The organism is Marinobacterium alkalitolerans, from assembly GCF_017776525.1.
In the GTDB taxonomy this organism is placed as follows: Bacteria; Pseudomonadota; Gammaproteobacteria; order Pseudomonadales; family Balneatricaceae; genus Marinobacterium; species Marinobacterium alkalitolerans.
On record NZ_JACVEW010000010.1, the window covers coordinates 37,797 to 60,424 of the forward strand.

Below are 22,628 nucleotides of genomic sequence, written 5' to 3' on the forward strand. Positions count from 1 at the left end.
ATGTCCAAGACTAAAGACGTTCTGGTAACGCCAATCTTCAAGAACAACCCGATCGCACTGCAGATCCTGGGTGTGTGTTCTGCTCTGGCGGTTACCTCCAACATGGCGACTGCGTTGGTCATGACGCTGGCAGTTATTGCCGTAACCGCGTTTTCCAACTTCTTCGTGTCGCTGATTCGTAACCACATTCCGGGCAACATCCGAATCATCGTTCAGATGACCATCATTGCCTCACTGGTAATCGTGGTTGACCAGATCCTGAAGGCCTTTGCCTACGAGATCTCCAAGCAGCTGTCGGTATTCGTTGGTTTGATCATTACCAACTGTATCGTAATGGGCCGTGCGGAAGCCTTCGCGATGAAGAACCCGCCGATCCCCAGCTTCATGGACGGTATCGGTAACGGCCTGGGCTACGGTGCAGTCCTGATGTTTGTTGCATTCTTCCGTGAACTGTTTGGCTCCGGCTCTCTGTTTGGTGTCGAGATCCTGCCGCTGGTGAACAACGGTGGCTGGTACCAGGGTAACGGTCTGATGCTGCTGCCGCCGAGTGCATTCTTCCTGATCGGTATCTTCATCTGGATTATCCGTACCTGGAAGCCTGAGCAGGTTGAGAAGCCTGACTTCGAGATGGCACCGAATACCAAAAAGGAGGCTGTGTAAATCATGGAACAGCTGATCAGCCTTGCTGTTAAGGCGATTTTCGTTGAAAACATGGCGCTGGCCTTCTTCCTGGGGATGTGTACGTTCCTGGCGATCTCCAAAAAGGTCCAGACAGCGATTGGTCTGGGTATTGCCGTTATCGTGGTGCTGGTTATCACGGTTCCGGTCAATAACCTGATCTTCAACTATCTGTTGCGCGAAGGAGCGCTGGCCTGGGCCGGTTATCCTGAAGTAGACCTGAGCTTCCTGGGTTACATCTCGTACATCGGCGTTATCGCGGCGATCGTACAGATTCTGGAGATGTTCCTGGATAAGTTCGTACCTGCTCTGTACAACGCGCTGGGTGTGTTCCTGCCGCTGATCACCGTGAACTGCGCCATCATGGGTGCTGCACTGTTCATGGTAGAGCGTGACTACACCTTCGGTGAGAGTGTTGTATACGGTGCGGGTGCCGGTATCGGCTGGGCGCTGGCAATTGCGGCCCTGGCAGGTATTCGTGAGAAGCTCAAGTACAGTGACGTGCCGCACGGTCTGCGTGGCCTGGGGATCACTTTCATCACTGTGGGTCTGATGTCTCTTGGCTTCATGTCGTTCTCCGGTGTTCAGCTGTAACCCGGTCGACAAGAACTGCCTAAAGGATAGGATAAACTGATGAATACAGAAGTCATTATCCTCGGCGTTGTGATGTTTACGGCAGTAGTGCTTGCACTGGTTGCCGTGATTCTCGCAGCCCGAGCCAAGATGGTCAGCTCCGGCAACGTGACCATCGAGATCAACGATGATCCGGAAAAGTCGATCACGGTACCGGCGGGCGGCAAGCTGCTGCAGACCCTGGCCGACAAGGGAATCTTCCTGGCGTCTGCCTGTGGTGGCGGTGGTACCTGCGCCCAGTGTAAGTGCCAGGTCTTTGAAGGCGGCGGTTCCATGCTGCCGACCGAGGAATCCCATTTCACCCTGCGTGAAGGCAAGGAAGGCTGGCGTCTGTCCTGCCAGGTTTCCGTCAAGCAGGACATGAAAATTCATGTCGAAGACGATGTGTTTGGCGTGAAGAAGTGGGAGTGCACCGTCGAGTCTAACCCGAACGTTGCGACCTTCATCAAGGAACTCACGCTGAAACTGCCGGAAGGCGAAAACGTGGACTTCCGTGCTGGTGGTTATGTTCAGCTGGAAGCGCCGCCGCACGAAGTGCACTACAAGGATTTTGATATCCAGGAAGAGTTCCGTGGTGACTGGGACAAGTTCGACATGTGGCAGTTTGTGTCCAAGGTCGATGAGCCGGTTATCCGTGCTTACTCCATGGCCAACTATCCGGAAGAGAAGGGTATTGTTAAATTCAATATCCGTATCGCGTCTCCGCCTCCGGGTAGCCAGGGTATTCCGCCGGGTCAGATGTCCTCGTATGTGTTCAGCCTGAAGCCGGGTGACACCATTACCGTATACGGACCCTTCGGTGAGTTCTTCGCCAAGGAAACTGACAACGAGATGGTCTTTGTGGGCGGTGGTGCCGGCATGGCGCCGATGCGTTCACACATCTTCGATCAGCTCAAGCGTCTGAATTCCAAGCGCAAGATCTCTTTCTGGTACGGTGCTCGCTCCGTCCGTGAGGCCTTCTATGTGGAAGAGTTCGATAAGCTGGCAGAAGAGAACGAAAACTTTACCTGGCATCTGGCGCTGTCTGATCCGCTGCCTGAAGATAACTGGACCGGTTACACCGGGTTCATCCATAACGTGCTGTACGAAGAGTATCTGAAGGACCACGAGGCGCCCGAAGATTGTGAGTACTACATGTGTGGACCGCCCATGATGAACGCATCCGTTATCAAGATGCTGGAAGATCTGGGTGTTGAACCTGAGAATATCCTGCTGGATGACTTCGGTGGCTGATATTGATGGCTAATCAGATACGTCTGACTAAATGGCTGGCAGCTCTGCTGCTGGCCGTTTTTGTTTTTGGAGGGGTGTCCGGTTGTACCGAAACGCCTCGCGCGAAAGTGCAGGGTATTCAGGGACTGACCATGGGTACCAGCTTCAGCATGAAGTGGGTCAGTGTCAGCGATACCGAGGTTGAGGCGATCAGGAAGGAAGCCGGGCGACTGTTGAGCGACATCAACCAGAAAATGTCGACTTACATTGAAGACTCGGAGCTTTCTCGTTTGAACCGCACCCCTGCGGCGGAACCTTTTGTTGTCAGTGCAGAATTGATGCAGGTACTGGCAGAGGCGCAGCGTATCAGTCGCCTGACGGATGGTGCCTTTGACGTGACTGTAGGCCCCCTGGTAAATGCCTGGGGCTTCGGGCCTGAGGGGCGTATCACGCATGCGCCGGCTGACACCCATATTGACGCTCTGAAAGCCCGTGTCGGGTATGGCTTTGTGCAACTGGATGAACCTTCTCATCAGGTGATCCGAGAAGGGGATCAGTACATTGACCTTTCAGCCATCGCCAAGGGTTACGGGGTGGATGCGCTGGCAGAGCTGCTTGAAGCACGGGGGATTGAAAACTACCTGGTCGAGATCGGTGGTGAACTGCGTGCGAAGGGCCATAAGCCTGATGAAGCACCCTGGAAGCTTGCCATCGAGACACCGCGTGCCGGTGAGCGTGCGGTTCAGGAAATTATCTCGATCACGTCCGGTGCGGTGGCCACGTCTGGCGATTACAGGAACTACTTCGAGGAAAATGGTGTCCGTTTCTCACACACCATTGATCCGCGCACGGCGCGTCCGATACGGCATCGCCTTGCATCGGTGACCGTGATTCGACCGACCTGCGCCGAGGCGGATGCATTGGCAACTGCCCTGATGGTGATGGGTGAGGAAGAGGGGTACAATTTCGCTATTGAGCATGAAGTTGATGCGTTTTTCCTGGTGAAGTCCGGGGATGGATTTGAAACACGCCATACCCCCGGGTTTTCACAGTATATGAATGATTAGAGGAGGGGCTATGGATACCATGATCCTGACCTTTGCCGCACTGGTACTGATTATCCTGGCCATGTCGGTGGGCGTGCTGCTGGGCCGCAAGCCGATCAAGGGCTCGTGCGGTGGCATGAGCGCGCTTGGCATGGATACCGTGTGCGATATTTGTGGCGGCAATCCCAGCAAGTGTGATGAAGAACAGCAGCGTAGTGCCGAGGGTAGTGGATCTGCTGCCGAGTTGGCATACGAGGTTAAATCTAAAGGTTAATATCAATAGCGTGTCGTAACGGACACCATTGGGCTCGCCGATTTTGGATAGTGTAAGCCCGGTAGTGATGGTGAACGACTAAGGGGAAATTGAATGGCGGTTTATGACTATGACGTGGTAGTAATTGGTTCCGGTCCTGCAGGTGAGGGGGCGGCCATCAACGCAGCCAAGCAGGGGCGTCGCGTCGCCATCGTCGAGGAGCAGGACACTGTGGGGGGCAACTGTACTCACAAGGGTACTATCCCCTCCAAGGCATTGCGTCATTCCGTCAAACAGATCATCGAATTCAACACCAACCCGATGTTCCGTGATATCGGTGAACCGCGCTGGTTCTCCTTTCCCAAGGTACTCAAGCGCGCTGAAAAGGTGATCTCCAACCAGGTGATGCTGCGCACCAATTTTTATGCGCGCAATCGCGTTGATGTCTTCTTTGGCCGTGCCCAGTTTACTCAGCAGGGTGAGGTCGTGGTCGTCGGTGCCAAGTCGGGCCGTGAGACGCTCAGAGCGAAAAACTTCGTGATTGCGACCGGCTCAAGCCCCTGGTGCCCGCCGGATATCGATTTCAATCACCCGCGTATCTACAACTCGGATACCATTCTGAAGCTCAGCCACACGCCGCGTACACTCGTGATTTTCGGTGCGGGTGTTATCGGCTGCGAATATGCCTCCATCTTCAGTGGTCTCGGGGTCAAGGTAGACCTGATCGACATGCGTGACCGACTGCTGTCCTTCCTGGATGACGAAATCTCCGATGCGCTGAGTTACCACCTGCGCAACAATGCCGTGAAGATCCGTCACAACGAAGAATATGAGTCGGTAACCGGTGATGACCACGGGGTTACCATCTGTCTGAAGTCAGGCAAGAAGCTCCGAGCCGATGCCTTCCTCTGGTGTAACGGCCGCTCCGGCAATACCCAGTCACTGGGGCTGGAGAACATTGGTCTGGATGTGAACAGTCGCGGTCAGCTGCAGGTAGATGAGCATTACCGTACCCAGGCGGAAGGTGTTTACGCCGTGGGTGATGTCATCGGCTGGCCAAGTCTTGCTTCCGCTGCACTGGACCAGGGGCGTTCTGCCTCCGCGGACATGCTCAAGGCGGATGATTTCCGTTATATCAACGATGTGCCGACCGGCATTTACACCATTCCGGAAATCAGCTCGATTGGTAAGACCGAAGAAGAGTTGACCTCGGAATGTGTGCCCTATGAAGTCGGTCAGGCCTTCTTCAAGGATACGGCGCGTGCACAGATTTCCGGTGAGCCGGTGGGCATGCTGAAGATTCTGTTCCACCGTGAAACCCTGCAGATTCTGGGTATTCACTGCTTTGGTGACCAGGCTTCCGAGATCATTCATATCGGTCAGGCGATCATGCGTCAGGAAGGTGAGGCCAATACGCTCAAGTATTTCATCAATACGACCTTCAACTATCCGACCATGGCGGAAGCCTACCGAGTGGCAGCGATTTCGGGCCTTAACCGTATCGCAAACCTGTAACAGATTACAGGTTGAATAAAAAAGCCGGACTTCAGTCCGGCTTTTTTTGTTTCGGTTCTTTGGGAAGGTACACGTCATCTTCGATGAATTTGCCTCTTACGCGCAGTGTGCGCTCAATCCAGCGGTTATAGAGCTTCCAGAGAAGAAACCCCGGTAGCATCATCAGCATGATCCCCAGCATCAGGCCCGCGCCTGCATGTGAATCGGGTACCAGTGTCACGGCCCAGTCCAGCACGCCCAGTTCGCGCCCAAGGAAAAACCATGCAACCAAGCCGGCAAAACCGATGCCGGTTGCAAACAGATAGAGGCGGGGAAAAGGGGTATCGAGAGGCTTGTTACTCATTGGTGAGATCCAGTGCCTGTTGTCTTTTGCGTGCCTGTGCATCGAGTATCAATCTGGCAAGCTGTGTTCTGCAGCTCTCCGGCATATCCAGGAATTCAGCGCCGATCTCATATCCTGCTGCATCGGGCAGGGCCTGGCAGCGTCTGACACGGGCGTACAGCAGCATGCCCAGGCGCGTTTCAGTGAAGACAAGCTTCAAGGCCAGCAGCTGTTCAGGCTCCAGTGCATCGGGGCAGGTAAAATTCAGTCCACCCTCACTCAAGTTGATAAACTGGGACTGTCCCTGCTCGAGATTAAAGCTGTCGGCAGCCAGCGTGCTGGCAATCAGTTCAATCTTGCGATTCAGCATATTGAAGCAGGCTTCAATGGCCGGCTGGTCTTCTCCGAGTCTGTGGAGGTAGTGACTGGCTTCAGCCTCAATGTCACGCAGTTGAGACTGGAGCAGGAAATAGGGCGAAACGGCAAACTGATCAGGTCTTGGGGATTGTTTGACCTGTGATTCAGCCACGCTTTGATATTCGATGACCACCGGATGATCGATACGGTAATACTGCCGTCTTTCGGTCACGGATGAACTCCTCGTCTCTGTTTGGAAGCACTGCGAACAGTATACGCAACAAAGGTGCAATTCTGTTAGAGCTATGGCCCCAACTGTGGTTTAATCCTGCTCCATGTTCAGACCTCTATCGCTTTTTGTCGGGCTTCGGTATACCGCGGCCAAACGTGGCAATCATTTCATTTCATTTATTTCACTGGTGTCGATTCTGGGCCTCATGCTGGGCGTGGCGGCGCTTATTCTCGTCCTGTCCGTCATGAATGGCTTCGATCGCGAGCTTCGACAGCGGATCCTGGGTATGGTCCCTCATGCGACTTTGAGCGGCTATGGCGATCAGGGGCTGTCCGACTGGCGTGAATTGCGCAAGGGCGTGCTGGATGGTCGGGGAGTGCAGGGTGCTGCCCCTTACATACAGGCTCAGGGCATGTTGACCAGCCGGGGCCGCGTTCAGGGTGGTCTGGTCAACGGGATCGACCCGGTATTTGAACCTGAAGTGTCGATTCTGGAACGTCACATGGATATCGGGCAGCTGTCAGACCTGCAGGCCGGAGAATACCGTATTGTTCTCGGCGAGCTGCTGGCGCGTTTTCTGGGCGTCAGTGTGGGTGACAAGGTAACACTGGTACTGCCGGAAGCCTCGATTAGTGTTGCAGGTGTCGTGCCACGGCTGAAGCGCTTTGAGGTCAGCGGAATTTTCTCGGTGGGCGCCGAGCTGGATGCGAATCTGGCATATATACACATCGACGATGCTGCGCGCATCAAGCGAATGACACCGGGGAGTGTCGATGGATTGAGGCTCAAGTTTGCAGATCTCTTCGATGCGCCCCGTTTGGCACGCGAAGTGGCCGCTGCCCAGTCCAGCTCGCTGTATGTGAGTGACTGGACGCGCACCCATGGCAACCTGTTCCAGGCAATTCAGATGGAAAAGCGCATGATTGCGCTGCTGCTTCTGCTGATTGTGTTTGTCGCGGCCTTCAATATTGTTTCTACGCTGGTCATGGTGGTGACTGACAAGCAATCTGATATCGCCATTCTGAGAACCATGGGGGCGACACCGGGGGCGATCCTGAGGGTCTTTATGGTTCAGGGTATTCTGATCGGTCTTATCGGAACGGGCCTGGGGGTTGCGCTGGGTATCACGCTTGCGCTGACGGTAACGGATCTGGTGGCCTGGGTTGAGCGGGCGCTTGGAATACAGTTCTTGTCGGCTGATGTATATTTCATCAGCTACTTGCCATCTGAACTGGTCTGGTCAGATGTGGCCATGATCACCGCTGCTGCTTTTGTCATCAGTTTCGTTGCGACGCTTTATCCCGCCTGGAGGGCGTCACGCACCCAACCTGCGGAGGCCTTGCGTTATGAGTGATGCCGTATTGCATGCACGCGCGTTAACCAAAGCGTTTCGAGAAGGTGGCCAGAGTGTCGATATTCTCAAGGGTGTGGATATTGAGGTGCAGGCGGGTGAGCGGCTTGCCATACTGGGCAGCTCCGGCAGTGGCAAAAGCACTCTGCTGAATATTCTGGGCGGTCTTGACCGGCCTGATGCAGGGGAAGTCCTGGTCTCAGGGCAGTCGCTGTACGGTATCAGCGAGGGCAAGCGCTGCCGTCTGCGTAACCAGACGCTGGGGTTCGTGTATCAGTTCCACCACCTGCTGCATGAATTCAGTGCGCTGGAAAACGTGGCCATGCCGCAATTACTGGCGGGTGTAGAGCCTCGACAGGCGGCGGCGCGTGCTGAAGCCCTGCTGAATGATGTGGGTCTGTCACACCGTTTGAGCCATAAGCCTTCAAAGCTGAGTGGGGGAGAGCGTCAGCGGGTCGCAATAGCGCGTGCGCTGGTAAACGAGCCTGCCTGTGTGTTGATGGATGAGCCTACCGGCAATCTTGATCGACATACGGCTGCCGATGTACAAGGTTGCATGGACAGCCTGAATGCGCGCTTGAAAACCGCATTTATTGTCGTCACGCACGACCTCTCGCTGGCCCGTGAAATGGACCATACGCTTGAGCTGGTGGACGGGGTGTTGCGCGAAGTCTGATTCGCTACTTTTTGCGCTTCAGCCGCAGCTCAACGCGTTTACGCCAGCTTCTGTTCACGTGCCAGATCCAGAAGCGGCTGATGGTAAGGTATCCCAGCGTGCCGAAGATGACGGCACAGATAATGCTTCCGGTGATCAGGGGCCACCAGATTGCCGATATTTCCGCTTGTATGGTGTCCAGTGACCACTCGTCCACATGTCCCAGTGAGCTTTCCATTCCCAATACCCAAAGCCCGATTCGGTAGCAGGCGTAAAAAATAGGGGGTATGGTCAAGGGGTTGGTAATCCAGACAAGCCCGACGGAAATGGGCAAGTTGCTGGAGAGCCAGACCGCAAGCACAGCAGCCACAATCATCTGCCCGGGAATGGGCATAAAGGCACACATGATGCCGACCAGAAATGCACGCGCGACGGATTTGCGGGTCAGATACCAGAGGTTGGGATCGTGCAGATGCCGCCCCAGCCAGCTCAAGTGGCGATGACTGCGAAGGGCACGCTCGTCAGGCATGTATTTGCGGATCAGCTTGCGCGGCATCGGAAGTGACTGAAATCAGTATCAAAAGGTGGCGTCATTATGCCGCCTGAATGTAGTTAAGCCAACCGTAAGGATCAAGGATGATCGCTTATTTGGCCGGGATCAGCATCCCGGCATTTTTACCCGACCTGTACTGGGTGCTCTGGTTCATGCTGGCCGCCTGTACAGGTTTGCTGCTGCCTTGGCTCAGGCGGCATATGGCATTTTTGCTGCCTGGACTGCTGGTCGCATCTTTGTTTGGTACATGGCAGCTTTATCACCGTCTGGATCTTGCCCAGCTTGATGTCACGCTGACAGGGACAGTGGCTGATATTCCCGAGCAGCGGTCGGGTCGTCTCGTTTTGCTGCTGGATCTTGAGCGGATTGATTCAGCCTTGCCTGCTGCCCAACGTCTCAGACGCGTGAAACTGAGCTACTACGATCCCGAATTCACGCTGGGGTCCGGCGACCGGGTTGAGCTTGTTGCACGCTTGAGAAGCCCCCGGGGACTGCTGAACCCGGATGCCTTTGATATTGAAAGGCGTTATTTGACACAGGGGGTTGATGCACGTGGCTATGTGCGTGAGCTGATCAGCATCCAGTCCGAGGGTTCAAGCTGGCGTCAATGGCTGCATGACCGGCTTCAGGCAGAATTTGAGCCGGGCGCAGCGGCCACGCTTGCCGCCGTAGTCTTGGGTGTTCGACATCACTTCAGCGATGAGCAGTGGCAAGGCCTGCGTGTGACGGGTACGGCCCACCTCATGGTCGTGAGCGGTTTGCATATTGCAGTCTGTGGCGGTCTTGGCTGGCTGCTGGGGCAGGGCGTCGCTGCTTTTGCAGGACGTTTTATCAAGGTGCGAAGTGCCTTGCGCTATGCGCCGCTGATCCTGGCGTTCGGGCTTGCAACCGGTTATGCATGGCTTGCCGGTTGGGGGCTGCCGGTGCAGCGGGCCTGGCTCATGCTGATAATCTTCCTGTTGGGCAGTTGGCGCCTGCTGGAGTTAACCGCCTGGCAGCGCTGGCGCATGGCACTGACTTTGGTGTTGACCTTGCAGCCTTTGGCCATTTTGGAGGCCGGCACCTGGTTATCCTTTGCTGCGGTTGCCTTGATCATTACCGCCACCGCGGGTCATCAGGGCCGCAGTCTCAACTGGTCGCGTATTCCGGCGGGCTGGGTACGGGTCCAGTTGGCACTGTTTGTTGGTATGCTGCCTTTAATGGTGCTCTATTTTCAGCAGTTCAATCCTCTGGCTATTCCGGTCAATCTTATTGCAGTACCGCTGGTATCGGCAGCCATCTGGTGCCTGCCCCTGTGGTTGCCGCTTGCGCTGATGTGGGAATTACCGCTTCGCCTGCTTGAGGTCGCAATCACAGTGTTCTGGCAGGCCCTTTCCTGGGCCGCAAGTGTACCCGGCCTGGTGGTGCCGGTTATCAAGCCGGAGTGGAATCTGCTGATTCCTGCTGTATTGCTGGTGATCCCGGTTTTGCTGCCGCTTGGATGGCTATACCGATTACTCTGTATGGCTGCTTTCCTGCCGCTGATCTGGGCGCTTCCGAAAAGGCCGGATGATGGCGAGTACAACGTTTGGTTGTTCGATGTAGGGCAGGGGCAGGCCATATTCGTCGAAACCTCAAGTGAAACGCTGCTGTTCGATACAGGGCCCGGTTATCGGGGAGGTGGCTCGGCGGTGCCCTATGCTGTGCTGCCTTATATGAAAGCGCGCAATATTGATCGGCTGGATACGCTGGTGCTGAGTCATGACGACCTGGACCACAGTGGGGGCTACAGCACGCTGAAACAGGCGGTGGTCATTGACCAGTTGTTGGCGGGAGAGCCTGAACAGCGTGCAGACAGCGAGCACTGTGGCGGGGTTGGATGGCGCCGCAGTGGGGTCAACTTCACGATGATGACTGCCAATGAGGATCGGGATCCCCAGAGGCCCTCCAATGAGCGCTCCTGCGTGATGAGCGTCAGTAATGGGGTTTGCAGCCTGCTGGTGACTGGCGATCTGGGGTTCAGCGGCGAGTACCGGCTCCTTTCTGCCGGGCGGATAGAGCCTCATACCTGGCTGGTGGCCGGTCATCATGGCAGCCGGGACTCAACAACGGCTGCACTGCTTAAGCATGTTCAGCCACAATATGTCCTGGTCAGTGCCGGTTATGCCAACCGGTTTGGTCACCCGCATCAGGCCGTAATTGAACGCATTGAGGGGCAGGGGGTGGCATGGTCTAACACCGCTCGGGCCGGTGCCATCAAGCTTTCGGCCACTGCCGATGACTGTTCTCTTCAGCAGCTCAGGGTATCGAAAAAGCGTTACTGGACAGCCGGTTAACGCGCTATTCCTGCCATGGGGGCTGTGCTAAAGTTAGCCGCATCAACAGGAGGTGATTGCAGGTGTTTGAGATTCTTTTTGCGGGTGGCTGGTTGATGCTGCCTATCCTGGCGTGTTCCATTCTGGCCATGGCCATCTGTGCCAATCGTCTTCTCGTGCTCCGGCCTCAGCTGGTCACGCCGGCGGGCCTGCTGGCGGAAGTCTGGGAACTGACCAAAAGTGGCACCATGACATCGGAGCGACTCAAATCGATTCGCAACAGCAGTCCGCTGGGCCGGATCATCGTGGCAGGACTCAACAACTCCCGTCATGGGCGTGACATCATGAAGGAAAGCATTCAGGAAGAGGCTTCTCATGTCATTCACGACCTTGAGCGATTCCTTAACCCGCTCGGGACGGTGGCTGCGATTACGCCCTTGCTGGGCCTTTTGGGCACAGTGATCGGCATGATCAAGGTGTTTATGGAAATCATGGCGCAGGGTACAGGCAATGCCGGCATTCTCGCAGGTGGTATCTCGGAAGCACTCATTACGACGGCAGCAGGCTTGTCGGTCGCCATCCCGGCACTGGTGATGCACCGGTACTTCCAGCGCCGTATCGACACGCTTGTCCTGACCATGGAGCAGGAGTCGATCAAGCTTGTCGAAGCCATTCACGGTGACCGCGAAGTCGATATTCGCTGATACGGGAGCAGTTTGTGAAATTTCAGCGCCAGCGACGTGAAGATATCAGTATCAACATGACCCCTTTGATCGATGTGGTCTTTCTGCTGCTGATTTTCTTTATGATCACGACCACCTTTACCCGTGAGTCCCACCTCAGCATCAGCTTGCCGGAAGCGGCTCAGACCAATGCTCCTCAGGATGAGCCGGAGGTGATTGAAGTGCTGATCGGTGCTGATGGACAGTACTCGATTAATGATGCGCCACTGGTAAACACTGAGCCACTTACGCTCAAGCGCGGGATTCTCAAAGTGGTGGGTGATACCCGGGACATTCCCTTTATCATCACTGCAGACGCCAAGGCCGAGCATCAGGAGGTCGTACGTGTGATGGATGTGGCCGGTGAGCTCGGTTTTTCAGCCTTGAGCATTACGACACAGCAGGCTGAAACCCCGTGAGCTCACTGGAAAGGGCCTGGTACTCTCGGGCGCGGTGGTTGCTTGTGCTGCGCCCGCTCTCTTCATTGTTTACCGCTCTGGTCAATCGGCGCCGGCAGAAGTTGCGGCGCTACCGTGTGATAAGCCGCGATATCCCCGTTCCGGTTGTCATTGTGGGCAACATCAGCGTGGGCGGCACCGGCAAAACGCCTTTGGTGATCGCGCTGATAGAGCATCTGCGTGAAGCCGGATACACACCGGGCGTGATCAGTCGTGGCTATGGTGCGCGGGCTGATGCCTACCCTTTTGCCGTTAGGGCCGACACACCTGCAGAGCAGGGGGGAGATGAGCCCTGTCTGATCGTCAGGCGCACCGGGGTGCCTCTCTATATCGATCCTGATCGTGTCAGTGCGGCCAAGGCGCTGCTGGCAGCACATCCCTGCGATGTACTGATCAGCGACGACGGCCTTCAGCATTATGCTTTGCCACGGGATATCGAACTTGCGGTGATTGACGGTGCGCGCGGACTGGGGAATGGGCGCTGTTTACCTGAAGGCCCCTTGCGTGAGCCTCCCGAGCGCCTTGCCTGTGTGGACTGGGTGGTGATCAATGGTGCCGCCAGTCCTGAAGGGCTGCCTGACTTGAAGCGTACGCCGGTCTTAATGCAACTGGAGCCCGGAGTGCTTTGGAAGCTGCAGGGCGATGCGCGAGTGGCGGCCGGGGAGTGGCAGGGTTCCAGGCAAGTGCATGCTGTCGCCGGAATCGGCCATCCCGCACGATTTTTTGATACGCTAAGAGCCCTGGGCTTTGATCCTGTAGAGCACCCGTTTCCCGATCATGCCGGTTATACGCCAGAGCAGCTGACGTTTGACGATCCGTTGCCAGTGATCATGACCGAAAAGGATGCCGTGAAATGTCAGGACAGCGCGCCCGAAGATACCTGGGTGCTCCCGGTAGAAGCCAGGCTTGATCCGGCGTTTATAGATACGTTTCTGAACCAATTAGCCGAATGCTCGGCGCAAATGATGGACAATCACAATGGATCCAAAGTTACTTGATATTCTGGTTTGCCCGGTTTCCAAGGCACCACTGGAATGGAACAAGGAAACCAATGAACTGATCTGCCGTGCCAGCGGTTTGGCTTACCCGATCAGAGATGACATTCCGGTGATGCTGGAGTCTGAAGCGCGACAGCTGTCAGCAGATGAGCGGCTGAAGGAGCACAAATCGTCATGAGCTTCAGCGTCATCATTCCGGCGCGGTATGCTTCCAGCCGCTTTCCCGGCAAGCCGTTGGCCGACCTGAATGGCAAGCCGATGGTACAGCATGTATACGAAAGAGCGTGCGAGAGTGAGGCCACCCGCGTGGTGATCGCAACGGATGATCAGCGGATTGCCGATGCAGCGAGAGGGTTCGGGGCTGAAGTATGTATGACGTCTCCTGACCACCCTTCAGGCACGGATCGACTGCAGGAGGTGGTAAAGACGCTCGGGTTTTATAATGACGATATCGTCGTCAACGTACAGGGCGACGAGCCCATGGTGCCGCCCAGGATCATCAATCAGGTGGCGCATAACCTGATGGCGCTGCCGGACGCCGGCATTGCGACCCTGTCTGAACCGATTGAAACGGTAGAAGCCCTGCTGAACCCCAACGTGGTCAAGGTGGTATCTGATTACCGGGGAATGGCCATGTACTTCAGCCGCGCACCGATTCCCTGGCCCAGAGACGCTTTCATGCAGGCAGATGGGCAGTCCACCATGCCGACAGGCTTTGACTGGCAACGGCACATCGGGCTGTATGCGTACAGGGTCAAAATGCTCAATGACTTTGTGCGCTGGGATCCTGCTCCGCTGGAGCAAACCGAGTGCCTGGAGCAGCTGCGTGCGCTCTGGAACGGTGTCGGTATTCACGTTGCCGCGGCTGATGAAACGCCGCCGGCGGGCGTCGACACCCCAGAAGATCTGGCCCGTATCGCAAGGTTGATGGCTGAGCAATGAGACACACAGATGTAAACTCCAAGCCTACCCGCATCCTGTTCGTATGCCTCGGGAATATATGCCGTTCACCGACTGCACATGGCGTGTTCGAGCGCATGCTTGAGCAGCGGGGCCTGGATGGGCATTACGAGATCGATTCCGCCGGTACGGCAGCCTACCATGTCGGCAAGGCGCCTGACCCGCGCACACGTGCGGCGGCGCTGCGCCGAGGCTACTCCCTTGAGCACTTGAGGGCACGTGCGGTTCAGGATGAGGACTTCAATCACTACGACTTCATTCTGGCGATGGATGAAGCCAATTTGCGTGACCTGAGGGTGCGTTGTCCCGGTCATTATGCCGGTCATCTCGGGTTGTTTTTGGCTTTCGCACAAACTGCCCGCGTCAAGGAAGTCCCCGACCCGTATTACACTTCGGGTGAAGCCGGGTTTGAAGAAGTTCTGGATCTGGTCGAGTCAGCAAGTGAAGGATTGATCCGGTATCTGGAGCAGGAGCGACAGGCTTGATCTCGAAACCGGCAGCTGTCCAGACGGGTGTCAGTCTCAAGGGGATGAACACCCTTGGGCTTGAATCCGAAGCGGAATACTTTGCGCATGTGACAGCAGTGGATCAACTGTCGCCACTGCTGGCCTGGGCCGAACAGGCGAAACAGCCGGTGCTGGTACTGGGAGGTGGCAGCAACCTGGTGTTGGGGCGGCAGGTTCCCGGACTCGTACTCCACATTGCCATCCCGGGCTGGCAGGTCATCCGTGAAGAGGGGGGGCATGTCTGGCTGAGGGTAGGTGCCGGTGAAAACTGGCACGAAACCGTTCGTCGGACGCTTGAGGCCGGCTTGTCGGGCCTTGAAAACCTTGCGTTGATTCCCGGAACCGTTGGGGCGGCACCCGTACAGAATATTGGTGCTTATGGCGTGGAAGTAGGGGAGCGTCTGCATCAGGTTGAAGTGTTTGACACCGTTGAAGGGGCTGTTCGTTGGCTGGCGCGGGATGAGTGCCGTTTCGGGTATCGAGACAGTCTGTTCAAGCAGGAGCCTGCCGGCCGCTACATCATCACCGCTGTTGAGTTTCTATTGAGCCGCACTCCCGAGTTGCGTCTTGATTATGGGGGTGTCAGGGAAGCGCTGGGAACAAATGAGGCGCCGACTCCGATGGGTGTATTTGATGCGATCTGCCGTATTCGGCGCAGCAAGCTGCCGGACCCGTCCGAGATCGGGAATGCCGGCAGTTTTTTTCAAAACCCGATTGTCAGTCAGGCACATTACGAACAGCTCAAGTCCAGCTACCCCGAGCTTGTGGCCTTTCCGGCAGGGCGTCAGTGGAAGTTGGCGGCGGGTTGGCTGATTGACCGCTGTGGTCTCAAAGGCGATCGCGTCGGGGATGTGGGAACCTACCCCAGACAGGCGCTGGTATTGGTCAATTGGGGACATGCGTGCCGTGACGATATTCTGGCATATGCAGGCAAGATTCAGGCCTGTGTGAAGGAAAAGTTCCAGGTTGAGTTAGAGCCAGAGCCGCGATTCTATCCCTGAAGCACTCCTCGTTCAGATAGATACGAAAAAGCCGCACACCCATTCAGGTGTGCGGCTTTTTTATGTGCCTGCCGGGCAAGGCCCGGCAGGCGGAGGATTAGCTGGCGTCTGAGCCTGCTTCCTGTTGACGACGACGAACTTCGCGCGGGTCGTTAGGAGCACGACGGCTGCGGCGGCGTGGTCGACGTGCAGGTGCTTCCTGCTGAGCATCAGCCTCAGGCGTGGCTGTTTCAGTTTCAGCTGCTTCCTGAGCGGTTGTGCCCTGCTGATCGCCGTCACTGTTTTGGTCAGGCTGCTCACCTTCCTGTTTCGGCGAGGGCTTTGCTGCTTCAGGCGTTGCCTTGGCAGTCTCCTGTTGAACATCCTGCTGACTTTCCTTGGCAGTATCGGCCTTGGCGGCAGGCTGGGCTTCATTGGGTGCCGGCTGCGCTTCAGCTTTGGCAGAAGGCCCCTCTTTATCGGAGGGCTTTTCCTGGGCTGAAGACGCTTCTTTGGCTGAAGGCTCTTCCTGCGCTGAGGGCACCTCTTTAGCTGAAGGTTCTTCAGCAGCGTTACCGGCAGCAGCCTTGTCGCTTTCACGCGCTTTTTCGCGGGCCGGCTTGCGGCTGCGACGGCTGCGCTTGGGTTTTTCCTGCGACTTGGGCTGCGCGGCGTCAGCCTCAGAGGCATCGGTCTTTTCTGCCGGTTCCGCAGTCTGCTCAGAGGCTTCGGCCTTGACGTCAGTCGCTTCTGCTGCAACCTGTTCAGCTTTCTCAGCTTTCTCAGCTTTCTCAGCTTTCTCAGCTTTCTCAGCTTTCTCAGCTTTCTCAGCTTTCTCAGCTTTCTCGGATTTCTCAGCTTTCTCGGATTTTGCTGTATCTGCGGTGGGCTGAGTCTCAGAGGCCGCTTCAGCCGTTGCCTCTTTCTGAGCAGGAGTATCTGCAGATTCAGCAGCTGCTACCGGCTCCTCGGACTTGCTGGTCTGGTTTTCACCTTCGGCTGCGGGCGCAATCGCCTCCAGCGTGTCGTTGGTGATGGTTTCCTTCTCCAGCAGTGCCTGGATTTCCTTTTCAGCTTCCTTGTCACGCAGGTCATCCGGCAGCGGGGTGCGCTTGGCAGTGCGCTCTTCGCTGTTGCGGCGACGACGGCCGCGGCCGCCACGGCTGCGGTTGGATTCCTGTTGGTCCTGATCGTTCCTGGAGCCCTTGTCGGCCGAGTTGCTGTCAGACGCTTCAGTGCTGCTTTGCTCGTTGGCGCTCTGTTGCTTGTCCGTGGTTTTGTCATCGCGGTTGCGACGACGACGACGGCGGCGACCGGAGGACTCCTTCTTCTCCTGATTATCAGCTTCACCGATGGCAGGAAGGTTCTGGTCGCGTTCGACCGTAATCACTTCGTCCTTGTCGCGACGTTCGTTGCGATCATTGCGACGGCGGCGATCGCTGCCATCACGACGGCGGCCGCGACGATCACGGTTGTTACGGTTGTCATTACGCTCACGGCCCTGACTGTTCTTGCCGTCTTTATCTGCTGATTTCTCACCGGACTTGGCGGGCGTCTTCTTCTCGTCTTCCTGTTTCGACGGCTCACCGCCGAACAGGCCGCGCAGCGCAGTCAGGATGCGCTCACCAAAGGAAGGCGCTGCTGTCGGCTGTGCAGGTGCCGGAGCTTTGGCTGGGCTGTTCTGCTCTGGCGGAGCCTCGGCAGGGGCTTCGGACTGGGGCGCCCGGGTTGGCGGAACAACCGCCTTAACGGCGGCCTGTTCACGTTTGGGGGCAGCCTGCTTGCTGGATTCGGGTTGCTCCGCTTCCTGTTCCGGCTGCAGCGTGTAGCTGGCATCCTGGATTGTGGTGACGGTATGGTCATCGCGCAGGCGTACCACCTCGTAATGAGGGGTCTCCATGTTCGGATTGGGCACGATAACGGCACGCACCTGGTGGCGCAGCTCGATGTTATGCACCTCGTTGCGCTTTTCATTCAACAGGTAGGTCGCAACGGTCACCGGCAGAATGGCACGAATCTGTGCAGTACGATCCTTGGCTGACTCTTCTTCGATCAGGCGCAGGATTGAGAGTGCCAGTGATTCGGTATCACGAATGCTGCCCTGGCCATGACAGCGCGGACAAACACTGCCGCGTGACTCCGCGAGGGACGGACGCAGGCGCTGGCGTGACATTTCCAGCAGACCAAAGCGAGAAATGCGGCCCATCTGTACCCGTGCACGATCCAGTTTGAGAGCGTCACGCAAGCGGTTTTCAACTTCACGCTGGTTCTTGATGGGGGTCATGTCGATAAAATCGATCACGATCAGGCCACCAATATCACGCAGGCGCAGCTGGCGTGCGATTTCATCGGCTGCTTCCAGGTTGGTCTGCAGCGCGGTTTCTTCAATATCGCCACCCCGTGTTGCGCGGGCCGAGTTGATGTCGATGGACACCAGTGCTTCAGTCGGGTCAATAACGATGGAGCCACCGGACGGGAGTTTGACCTCACGCTCAAAGGCTGTCTCGATCTGGCTTTCAATCTGGAAGCGGTTGAACAGCGGGGTTTGCTCCTTGTACAGCTTGATGCGGCTTTCATAGCTGGGCATCACCTGCTGCACGAACAGCAGAGCCTGTTCGTAGACGCTGGGGCTGTCGATCAGGACTTCACCGATATCGGCACGCAGGTAATCGCGGATGGCGCGAATGACCACGTTGCTTTCCTGGTACACCAGGAAGGGAGCGGGGCGTTCATTAACGGCCTTGATCGCGTCCCAGAGGGTGATCAGGTAGTCGAGGTCCCACTGCAGCTCTTCAGAACTGCGGCCGATGCCTGCAGTACGCACAATGGCGCCCATGCCATCAGGGATTTTGACACCTGAAAGCGCTTCCTTGAGCTGGGTACGGTCCTCGCCCTCAATGCGGCGGGAGATGCCACCGGCGCGGGGGTTGTTGGGCATCAGTACCAGATAGCGGCCTGCCAGGCTGATAAAGGTGGTTAACGCGGCGCCTTTGTTGCCACGCTCTTCCTTGTCGACCTGAACAATGACCTCAGTCCCTTCCTTGACCACTTCCTTGATATTGGGGCGCTGGCCACGCTCGGGCTGCTTGCAGAAATACTCACGGGAGATCTCTTTCAGCGGAAGAAAGCCATGGCGCTCGGCGCCAAAGTCGACAAAGGCGGCTTCAAGGCTGGGTTCGACACGGGTAATGCGTCCTTTGTAGATGTTTGCCTTTTTCTGTTCTCGGCTATCGGACTCGATATCAAGGTCGAACAGGCGCTGGCCATCAACCAGTGCCACGCGCAACTCTTCGGGTTGAGTTGCGTTGATGAGCATTCTTTTCATGTTATGTGCGTTCTCATAAACGCAACGCTTCTCGCCCTGGTCGTCAGGGTGGGAATACTCTGTCCAGTCTTTGGATGGGTGGCTAAATCGAAGACCACCGGTTGCTTCGCAACCGGCGAGCAACCCTAATCGTCAGTGAAGGAAACGCAGACCTATGTCGTTATTTTCGATGGCTGTGGCTGCTTTTGAAAGCAGGTTCCGGGTCAGCGTGCGTCTTCACCTCCAACTGAACCTTCTGTCGAACGAAGGTCGTGAAAGCGTTACGTGAAAAATTTGGTTTCACAGTCGTTATTTATGCCGCACGCCGGATCTTGCGCGGCCTCATGACCGGATAAATGGCAGGGCCGTCTGCAGGAATTGAAATTTAGTAAAGCCAACCGCCTGCGGCATCGGTAGAATATAACAGCTAACCCATAAGGCATCAATTGAGAGTCATTCTGTCTACATGACGCACAGTACACAGCAAAAAGCGCAACAGGTCCGCTTTGTAGAGGTGGACGCTGATCAGGAAGGCCAGAGGATCGATAACTTTTTACGTACCTGTTTGAAAGGTGCGCCCAAGAGCCTGATTTATCGAATCCTGCGCAAAGGTGAAATTCGCGTTAATAAAAAACGGGTTAAACCGGACTCCCGCCTTTGTGCCGGTGACATCATCCGCATTCCTCCGATCAGGATTCCGGAGAAAGGGGAGGCGGCGCCCGTTGGCGAAGGCCTGGCTCAGCATCTTGAGCAAGCCGTTTTGTACGAATCCGACAGCCTGATCATCATCAACAAGCCCTCAGGCCTCGCCGTGCACGGTGGAAGTGGTGTCAATCTGGGCATGATTGAAGCCCTCAGGCAGATCCGACCAAAGAGTCGTTTTCTTGAGCTGGTGCATCGCCTGGACCGCGATACCTCCGGGTGCATCATGGTCGCCAAAAAGCGCAGTATGCTCAGGTATCTGCATGATGCCCTGCGACAGCGCAAGGTCAACAAGGTGTATCAGGCGCTGGTCGTGGGGCGCTGGGGCAAACGCCAGCAAACGGTTGATGCGCCACTGCTTCGATATGAACTCAAGTCGGGTGAGCGCATGGTCAAGCCGCACCCCGACGGCAAGGCATCCGTTACACGCTTTCAGGTATTACGGCGCTTTCAGGACGTCGCCACGCTGGTTGAAGCCAGGCCCCTTACGGGCCGGACGCACCAGATTCGTGTTCATACACAGTTTGCAGGCCACCCCATCGTAGGGGACGTTAAGTACACCCCGGATGAGGACAACGCCCGGTTTCGGAGTTTGGGGTTCAAGCGGCTTATGCTGCATGCTGCTAAGCTGGAAGTGAGTTTGCCGGACGGTGAAAAACTGTCGGTGTCGGCACCACTTGATCCTGAGACCACAAACGTTTTGGATAAACTGGCACAACGTTTCCCAAGGCAGGAGTCATAACGACAATGGATCAGTCTCGCAAAACACGTTTTTTCCACGCGGCCGATCAAATGCTGGCAACCGGACGTTTTCCGGAGCAGGAGTCACTGGTACAGCAGTGCCCGGTTGACGATGCGGCGCTTGCTGAGGCCTGGCTGGCAGAGTGGCGTCAAAGCCTCTCGGCTCGGTTGGGCAGCTTTACCAGTACACCGCCCAATGCCTTGCCGGAAAATGTGCATTCGGCCATGGAGCGCCTGTGGCAACTGGCGCTGGATGAGGCAGGGGAGCGCATTAACCTTGTGCGCCAGGCCCAGTCATTGCCGGCAGAGGAACAGGTGCGTGCCTGTGATGATGCTCTCAGGCAATCCAGGGGTGAGCGGGAAGAACTCTCCAAACGATTTGCCGAGCTTGAGCAGCGCTACGAATGGCTCAGTGAAAAATTCGATACCCTGGATAGTGAGAACAAGTCTCTGCAGCACGCGCTCTCTCAGGAGCGAAATGAGCGCAAGAAAGTCGAGCAGATGCATGCCAGTGCCTGTCAGGAGCTGGCTCAACTTCAGAAAACCTATGAAGATGCCAAGAGTACCTTTGATCAGCGCATCGATCAGGAAAAACGCTACAGTCTTGAGGCGATCGCCAAGGCTGAGGTAGATACTCGCCATTACCGTAACGCGTTTGAAAAGCTCAAGGATGAAAGTGGTCGTAACGAGGCGGCCCTGACGCGCGAGCTGAGTGGAGTTCAGGCACAGCTGTCGCGCCGTGATGCCAAGATTGAAAAGCTGGAGACTCAGGTCAAGTCTCTGGAGTCAGAGCTCAAGCGCTCCAGAAATGAAGATGTCCAGCAGAACAAGGAACAGACGCAGCTGAGTGCTCAGCTGCTGTCGGAGCGCAATCGAATCAAGCGCTATGAATCCCAGTTGAAAGAGCTGGAGGCGACCCGAGAAGCGCTGGATAGGAAACTGAGCGAAGCCACACTGGAAGCTTCACGCCGTGAGCAGAAGCTGCGCAGCCAGTTACAGGCGCTCGAAGAGCAGTTCAACAAGCAGCGCAGTCGATCCCAGGCTACGGATAAACGGTTGGCTGCCATGGAAGAGGAAAACAGGCGGCTTAAACAGCGCAACCTATAAGGTTATTGCTTGTTTATTCTGAAATGTTATATTGAATTTTTATTTATAACCTGGGCGACGCACAATGAAACTGCAACAACTTCGATACATTTGGGAAGTGGCGCGCCACGACCTCAACGTGTCCGCTACGGCGCAGAGCCTGTTTACCTCACAGCCCGGTATCAGCAAGCAGATTCGCCTGCTGGAAGACGAATTGGGTGTGGAGGTCTTTGCACGCAGCGGTAAGCATCTGACCCGCGTGACCCCGGCGGGCGAAGCTATTCTGGAAATAGCCGGCGAAGTGTTGCAGAAATGTGATGCCATCAGGCAGGTCGCTCAGGAGTTCAGTGATGAACGCAAGGGCAAGCTTGAAGTGGCAACGACCCATACTCAGGCACGTTATGCGCTACCCGAGACCATTCACGACTTTATCAAGGACTACCCGGATGTGTCCCTTCACATTCATCAGGGTACGCCCATGCAGATATCGGAAATGGCAGCGGATGGTACAGTCGACTTTGCCATCGCGACCGAAGCGATGTCGCACTTCAGCGATCTGATCATGATGCCCTGCTATCGCTGGAACCGCTCCGTGGTGGTGCCGGAAGGGCATCCGCTGACCGAGTTGCCTGAATTGACGCTCGAAGCCCTGGCTGAATGGCCCATCATTACCTATGTGTTTGGCTTTACCGGCCGCTCCAAACTGGATGAGGCCTTCATCAACAAGGGGCTGGAACCCAAGGTTGTTCTGACAGCAGTTGATTCCGACGTGATCAAAACCTATGTCCAGCTCGGGTTGGGTGTGGGCATTATTGCAACGATGGCCTTTGAAGAAGGCAAGGATGACGGCCTGGTCGCACTGGATGCCAGTCACCTGTTCGAGCACAGCGTGACACGTATCGGCTTCCGCAAGGGAACCTTTCTGCGGGGGTACATGTACGACTTTATACAAACTTTTGCTCCCCATCTGACGCCTGACCTGGTGCGCAAGGTACAGTCGTGCAGCAACCGTCACGATGTGGATGAGCTGTTTGCAGGGCTGGTGCTGCCGGAGCATTGAAAGCCTTCCC

At 56.3% G+C, this 22,628-nt stretch carries 23 protein-coding genes; 19 read left to right on the forward strand and 4 right to left on the reverse strand.

Going from position 1 to position 22,628, the window contains the following annotated elements:
- From H9C73_RS07870 to sthA, 6 genes are all read left to right on the forward strand, one after another.
- Positions 1-660, forward strand: a complete 660-nt coding sequence (locus tag H9C73_RS07870) for an NADH:ubiquinone reductase (Na(+)-transporting) subunit D (RefSeq protein ID WP_209287265.1) — start codon at positions 1-3, stop codon at positions 658-660.
- Between the two features lie 3 nt (positions 661-663).
- Positions 664-1,272 (forward strand): NADH:ubiquinone reductase (Na(+)-transporting) subunit E, encoded by a 609-nt coding sequence (nqrE, locus tag H9C73_RS07875; protein ID WP_209287266.1) that lies wholly within the window; start codon positions 664-666, stop codon positions 1,270-1,272.
- A gap of 39 nt (positions 1,273-1,311) precedes the next feature.
- Positions 1,312-2,544 carry an NADH:ubiquinone reductase (Na(+)-transporting) subunit F gene (gene nqrF, locus H9C73_RS07880; protein WP_209287267.1) on the forward strand — a complete coding sequence of 411 codons (1,233 nt, stop codon included), beginning with the start codon at positions 1,312-1,314 and terminating at the stop codon, positions 2,542-2,544.
- Positions 2,545-2,549: 5 nt separating this feature from the next.
- Entirely contained in the window at positions 2,550-3,590 is a 1,041-nt protein-coding gene (locus tag H9C73_RS07885) for an FAD:protein FMN transferase (protein ID WP_209287268.1), read from the forward strand.
- Positions 3,591-3,600: 10 nt separating this feature from the next.
- Complete coding sequence (nqrM, locus tag H9C73_RS07890) at positions 3,601-3,843, forward strand: (Na+)-NQR maturation NqrM (protein WP_209287269.1); 243 nt, start codon at positions 3,601-3,603, stop codon at positions 3,841-3,843.
- Positions 3,844-3,936: 93 nt separating this feature from the next.
- Complete coding sequence (gene sthA, locus H9C73_RS07895) at positions 3,937-5,337, forward strand: Si-specific NAD(P)(+) transhydrogenase (protein ID WP_209287270.1); 1,401 nt, start codon at positions 3,937-3,939, stop codon at positions 5,335-5,337.
- A 31-nt stretch (positions 5,338-5,368) separates the two neighbouring features.
- Here the strand turns inward: sthA and H9C73_RS07900 are convergent, their stop codons facing one another.
- The gene (locus H9C73_RS07900; RefSeq protein WP_209287271.1) at positions 5,369-5,680 is read right to left on the reverse strand and encodes a hypothetical protein; all 312 of its coding nucleotides are present in this window, start codon (positions 5,678-5,680) and stop codon (positions 5,369-5,371) included.
- Positions 5,673-6,248 carry a PilZ domain-containing protein gene (locus H9C73_RS16355; protein ID WP_209287272.1) on the reverse strand — a complete coding sequence of 192 codons (576 nt, stop codon included), beginning with the start codon at positions 6,246-6,248 and terminating at the stop codon, positions 5,673-5,675. Before H9C73_RS16355 ends, H9C73_RS07900 begins: the two co-directional genes overlap by 8 nt.
- A 103-nt stretch (positions 6,249-6,351) precedes the next feature.
- Here H9C73_RS16355 and H9C73_RS07910 point away from each other — a divergent pair, with 103 nt between their 5' ends.
- Complete coding sequence (locus tag H9C73_RS07910) at positions 6,352-7,602, forward strand: lipoprotein-releasing ABC transporter permease subunit (protein WP_209287273.1); 1,251 nt, start codon at positions 6,352-6,354, stop codon at positions 7,600-7,602.
- Positions 7,595-8,275 carry an ABC transporter ATP-binding protein gene (locus H9C73_RS07915; RefSeq protein WP_209287274.1) on the forward strand — a complete coding sequence of 227 codons (681 nt, stop codon included), beginning with the start codon at positions 7,595-7,597 and terminating at the stop codon, positions 8,273-8,275. The genes H9C73_RS07910 and H9C73_RS07915 overlap by 8 nt, the downstream gene beginning before the upstream one ends.
- A gap of 4 nt (positions 8,276-8,279) precedes the next feature.
- On the opposite strand, the gene H9C73_RS07920 is transcribed toward H9C73_RS07915, so the two are convergent.
- The gene (locus tag H9C73_RS07920; protein WP_209287275.1) at positions 8,280-8,810 is read right to left on the reverse strand and encodes a DUF2062 domain-containing protein; all 531 of its coding nucleotides are present in this window, start codon (positions 8,808-8,810) and stop codon (positions 8,280-8,282) included.
- Between the two features lie 80 nt (positions 8,811-8,890).
- Here H9C73_RS07920 and H9C73_RS07925 point away from each other — a divergent pair, with 80 nt between their 5' ends.
- The 8 genes from H9C73_RS07925 to murB all read left to right on the forward strand — a co-directional run bounded on the left by H9C73_RS07925 (position 8,891) and on the right by murB (position 15,746).
- A complete protein-coding gene (locus H9C73_RS07925) occupies positions 8,891-11,122 on the forward strand; it encodes a DNA internalization-related competence protein ComEC/Rec2 (RefSeq protein ID WP_209287276.1) in 2,232 nt (743 codons plus the stop codon).
- A gap of 62 nt (positions 11,123-11,184) precedes the next feature.
- Complete coding sequence (locus H9C73_RS07930) at positions 11,185-11,805, forward strand: MotA/TolQ/ExbB proton channel family protein (protein ID WP_209287277.1); 621 nt, start codon at positions 11,185-11,187, stop codon at positions 11,803-11,805.
- 14 nt (positions 11,806-11,819) lie between these two features.
- Positions 11,820-12,242, forward strand: a complete 423-nt coding sequence (locus H9C73_RS07935) for an ExbD/TolR family protein (protein ID WP_209287278.1) — start codon at positions 11,820-11,822, stop codon at positions 12,240-12,242.
- A gap of 44 nt (positions 12,243-12,286) precedes the next feature.
- Positions 12,287-13,279 carry a tetraacyldisaccharide 4'-kinase gene (gene lpxK / locus H9C73_RS07940; RefSeq protein ID WP_328797953.1) on the forward strand — a complete coding sequence of 331 codons (993 nt, stop codon included), beginning with the start codon at positions 12,287-12,289 and terminating at the stop codon, positions 13,277-13,279.
- Entirely contained in the window at positions 13,260-13,457 is a 198-nt protein-coding gene (locus H9C73_RS07945) for a Trm112 family protein (protein ID WP_209287280.1), read from the forward strand. The genes lpxK and H9C73_RS07945 overlap by 20 nt, the downstream gene beginning before the upstream one ends.
- A complete protein-coding gene (kdsB, locus tag H9C73_RS07950) occupies positions 13,454-14,221 on the forward strand; it encodes a 3-deoxy-manno-octulosonate cytidylyltransferase (protein ID WP_209287281.1) in 768 nt (255 codons plus the stop codon). Before H9C73_RS07945 ends, kdsB begins: the two co-directional genes overlap by 4 nt.
- A complete protein-coding gene (locus H9C73_RS07955; RefSeq protein WP_209287282.1) occupies positions 14,218-14,724 on the forward strand; it encodes a low molecular weight protein-tyrosine-phosphatase in 507 nt (168 codons plus the stop codon). Before kdsB ends, H9C73_RS07955 begins: the two co-directional genes overlap by 4 nt.
- Positions 14,721-15,746, forward strand: coding sequence for a UDP-N-acetylmuramate dehydrogenase (gene murB, locus H9C73_RS07960; RefSeq protein ID WP_236014160.1), 1,026 nt, complete (start codon positions 14,721-14,723; stop codon positions 15,744-15,746). Before H9C73_RS07955 ends, murB begins: the two co-directional genes overlap by 4 nt.
- Before the next feature lie 97 nt (positions 15,747-15,843).
- Here murB and rne read toward each other — a convergent pair whose 3' ends face one another.
- Entirely contained in the window at positions 15,844-19,050 is a 3,207-nt protein-coding gene (gene rne / locus H9C73_RS07965; protein ID WP_209287283.1) for a ribonuclease E, read from the reverse strand.
- 445 nt (positions 19,051-19,495) lie between these two features.
- On the opposite strand from rne, the gene rluC reads away from it, so the two are divergent.
- From rluC to cysB, 3 genes are all read left to right on the forward strand, one after another.
- On the forward strand, positions 19,496-20,473 hold the full coding sequence (gene rluC, locus H9C73_RS07970; RefSeq protein WP_209287284.1) for a 23S rRNA pseudouridine(955/2504/2580) synthase RluC: 978 nt from the start codon (positions 19,496-19,498) through the stop codon (positions 20,471-20,473).
- Positions 20,474-20,478: 5 nt separating this feature from the next.
- Positions 20,479-21,579 (forward strand): DNA-binding protein, encoded by a 1,101-nt coding sequence (locus tag H9C73_RS07975; protein ID WP_209287285.1) that lies wholly within the window; start codon positions 20,479-20,481, stop codon positions 21,577-21,579.
- Between the two features lie 64 nt (positions 21,580-21,643).
- Complete coding sequence (gene cysB, locus H9C73_RS07980) at positions 21,644-22,618, forward strand: HTH-type transcriptional regulator CysB (RefSeq protein WP_209287286.1); 975 nt, start codon at positions 21,644-21,646, stop codon at positions 22,616-22,618.
- The last annotated feature ends 10 nt before the right edge of the window (positions 22,619-22,628 follow it).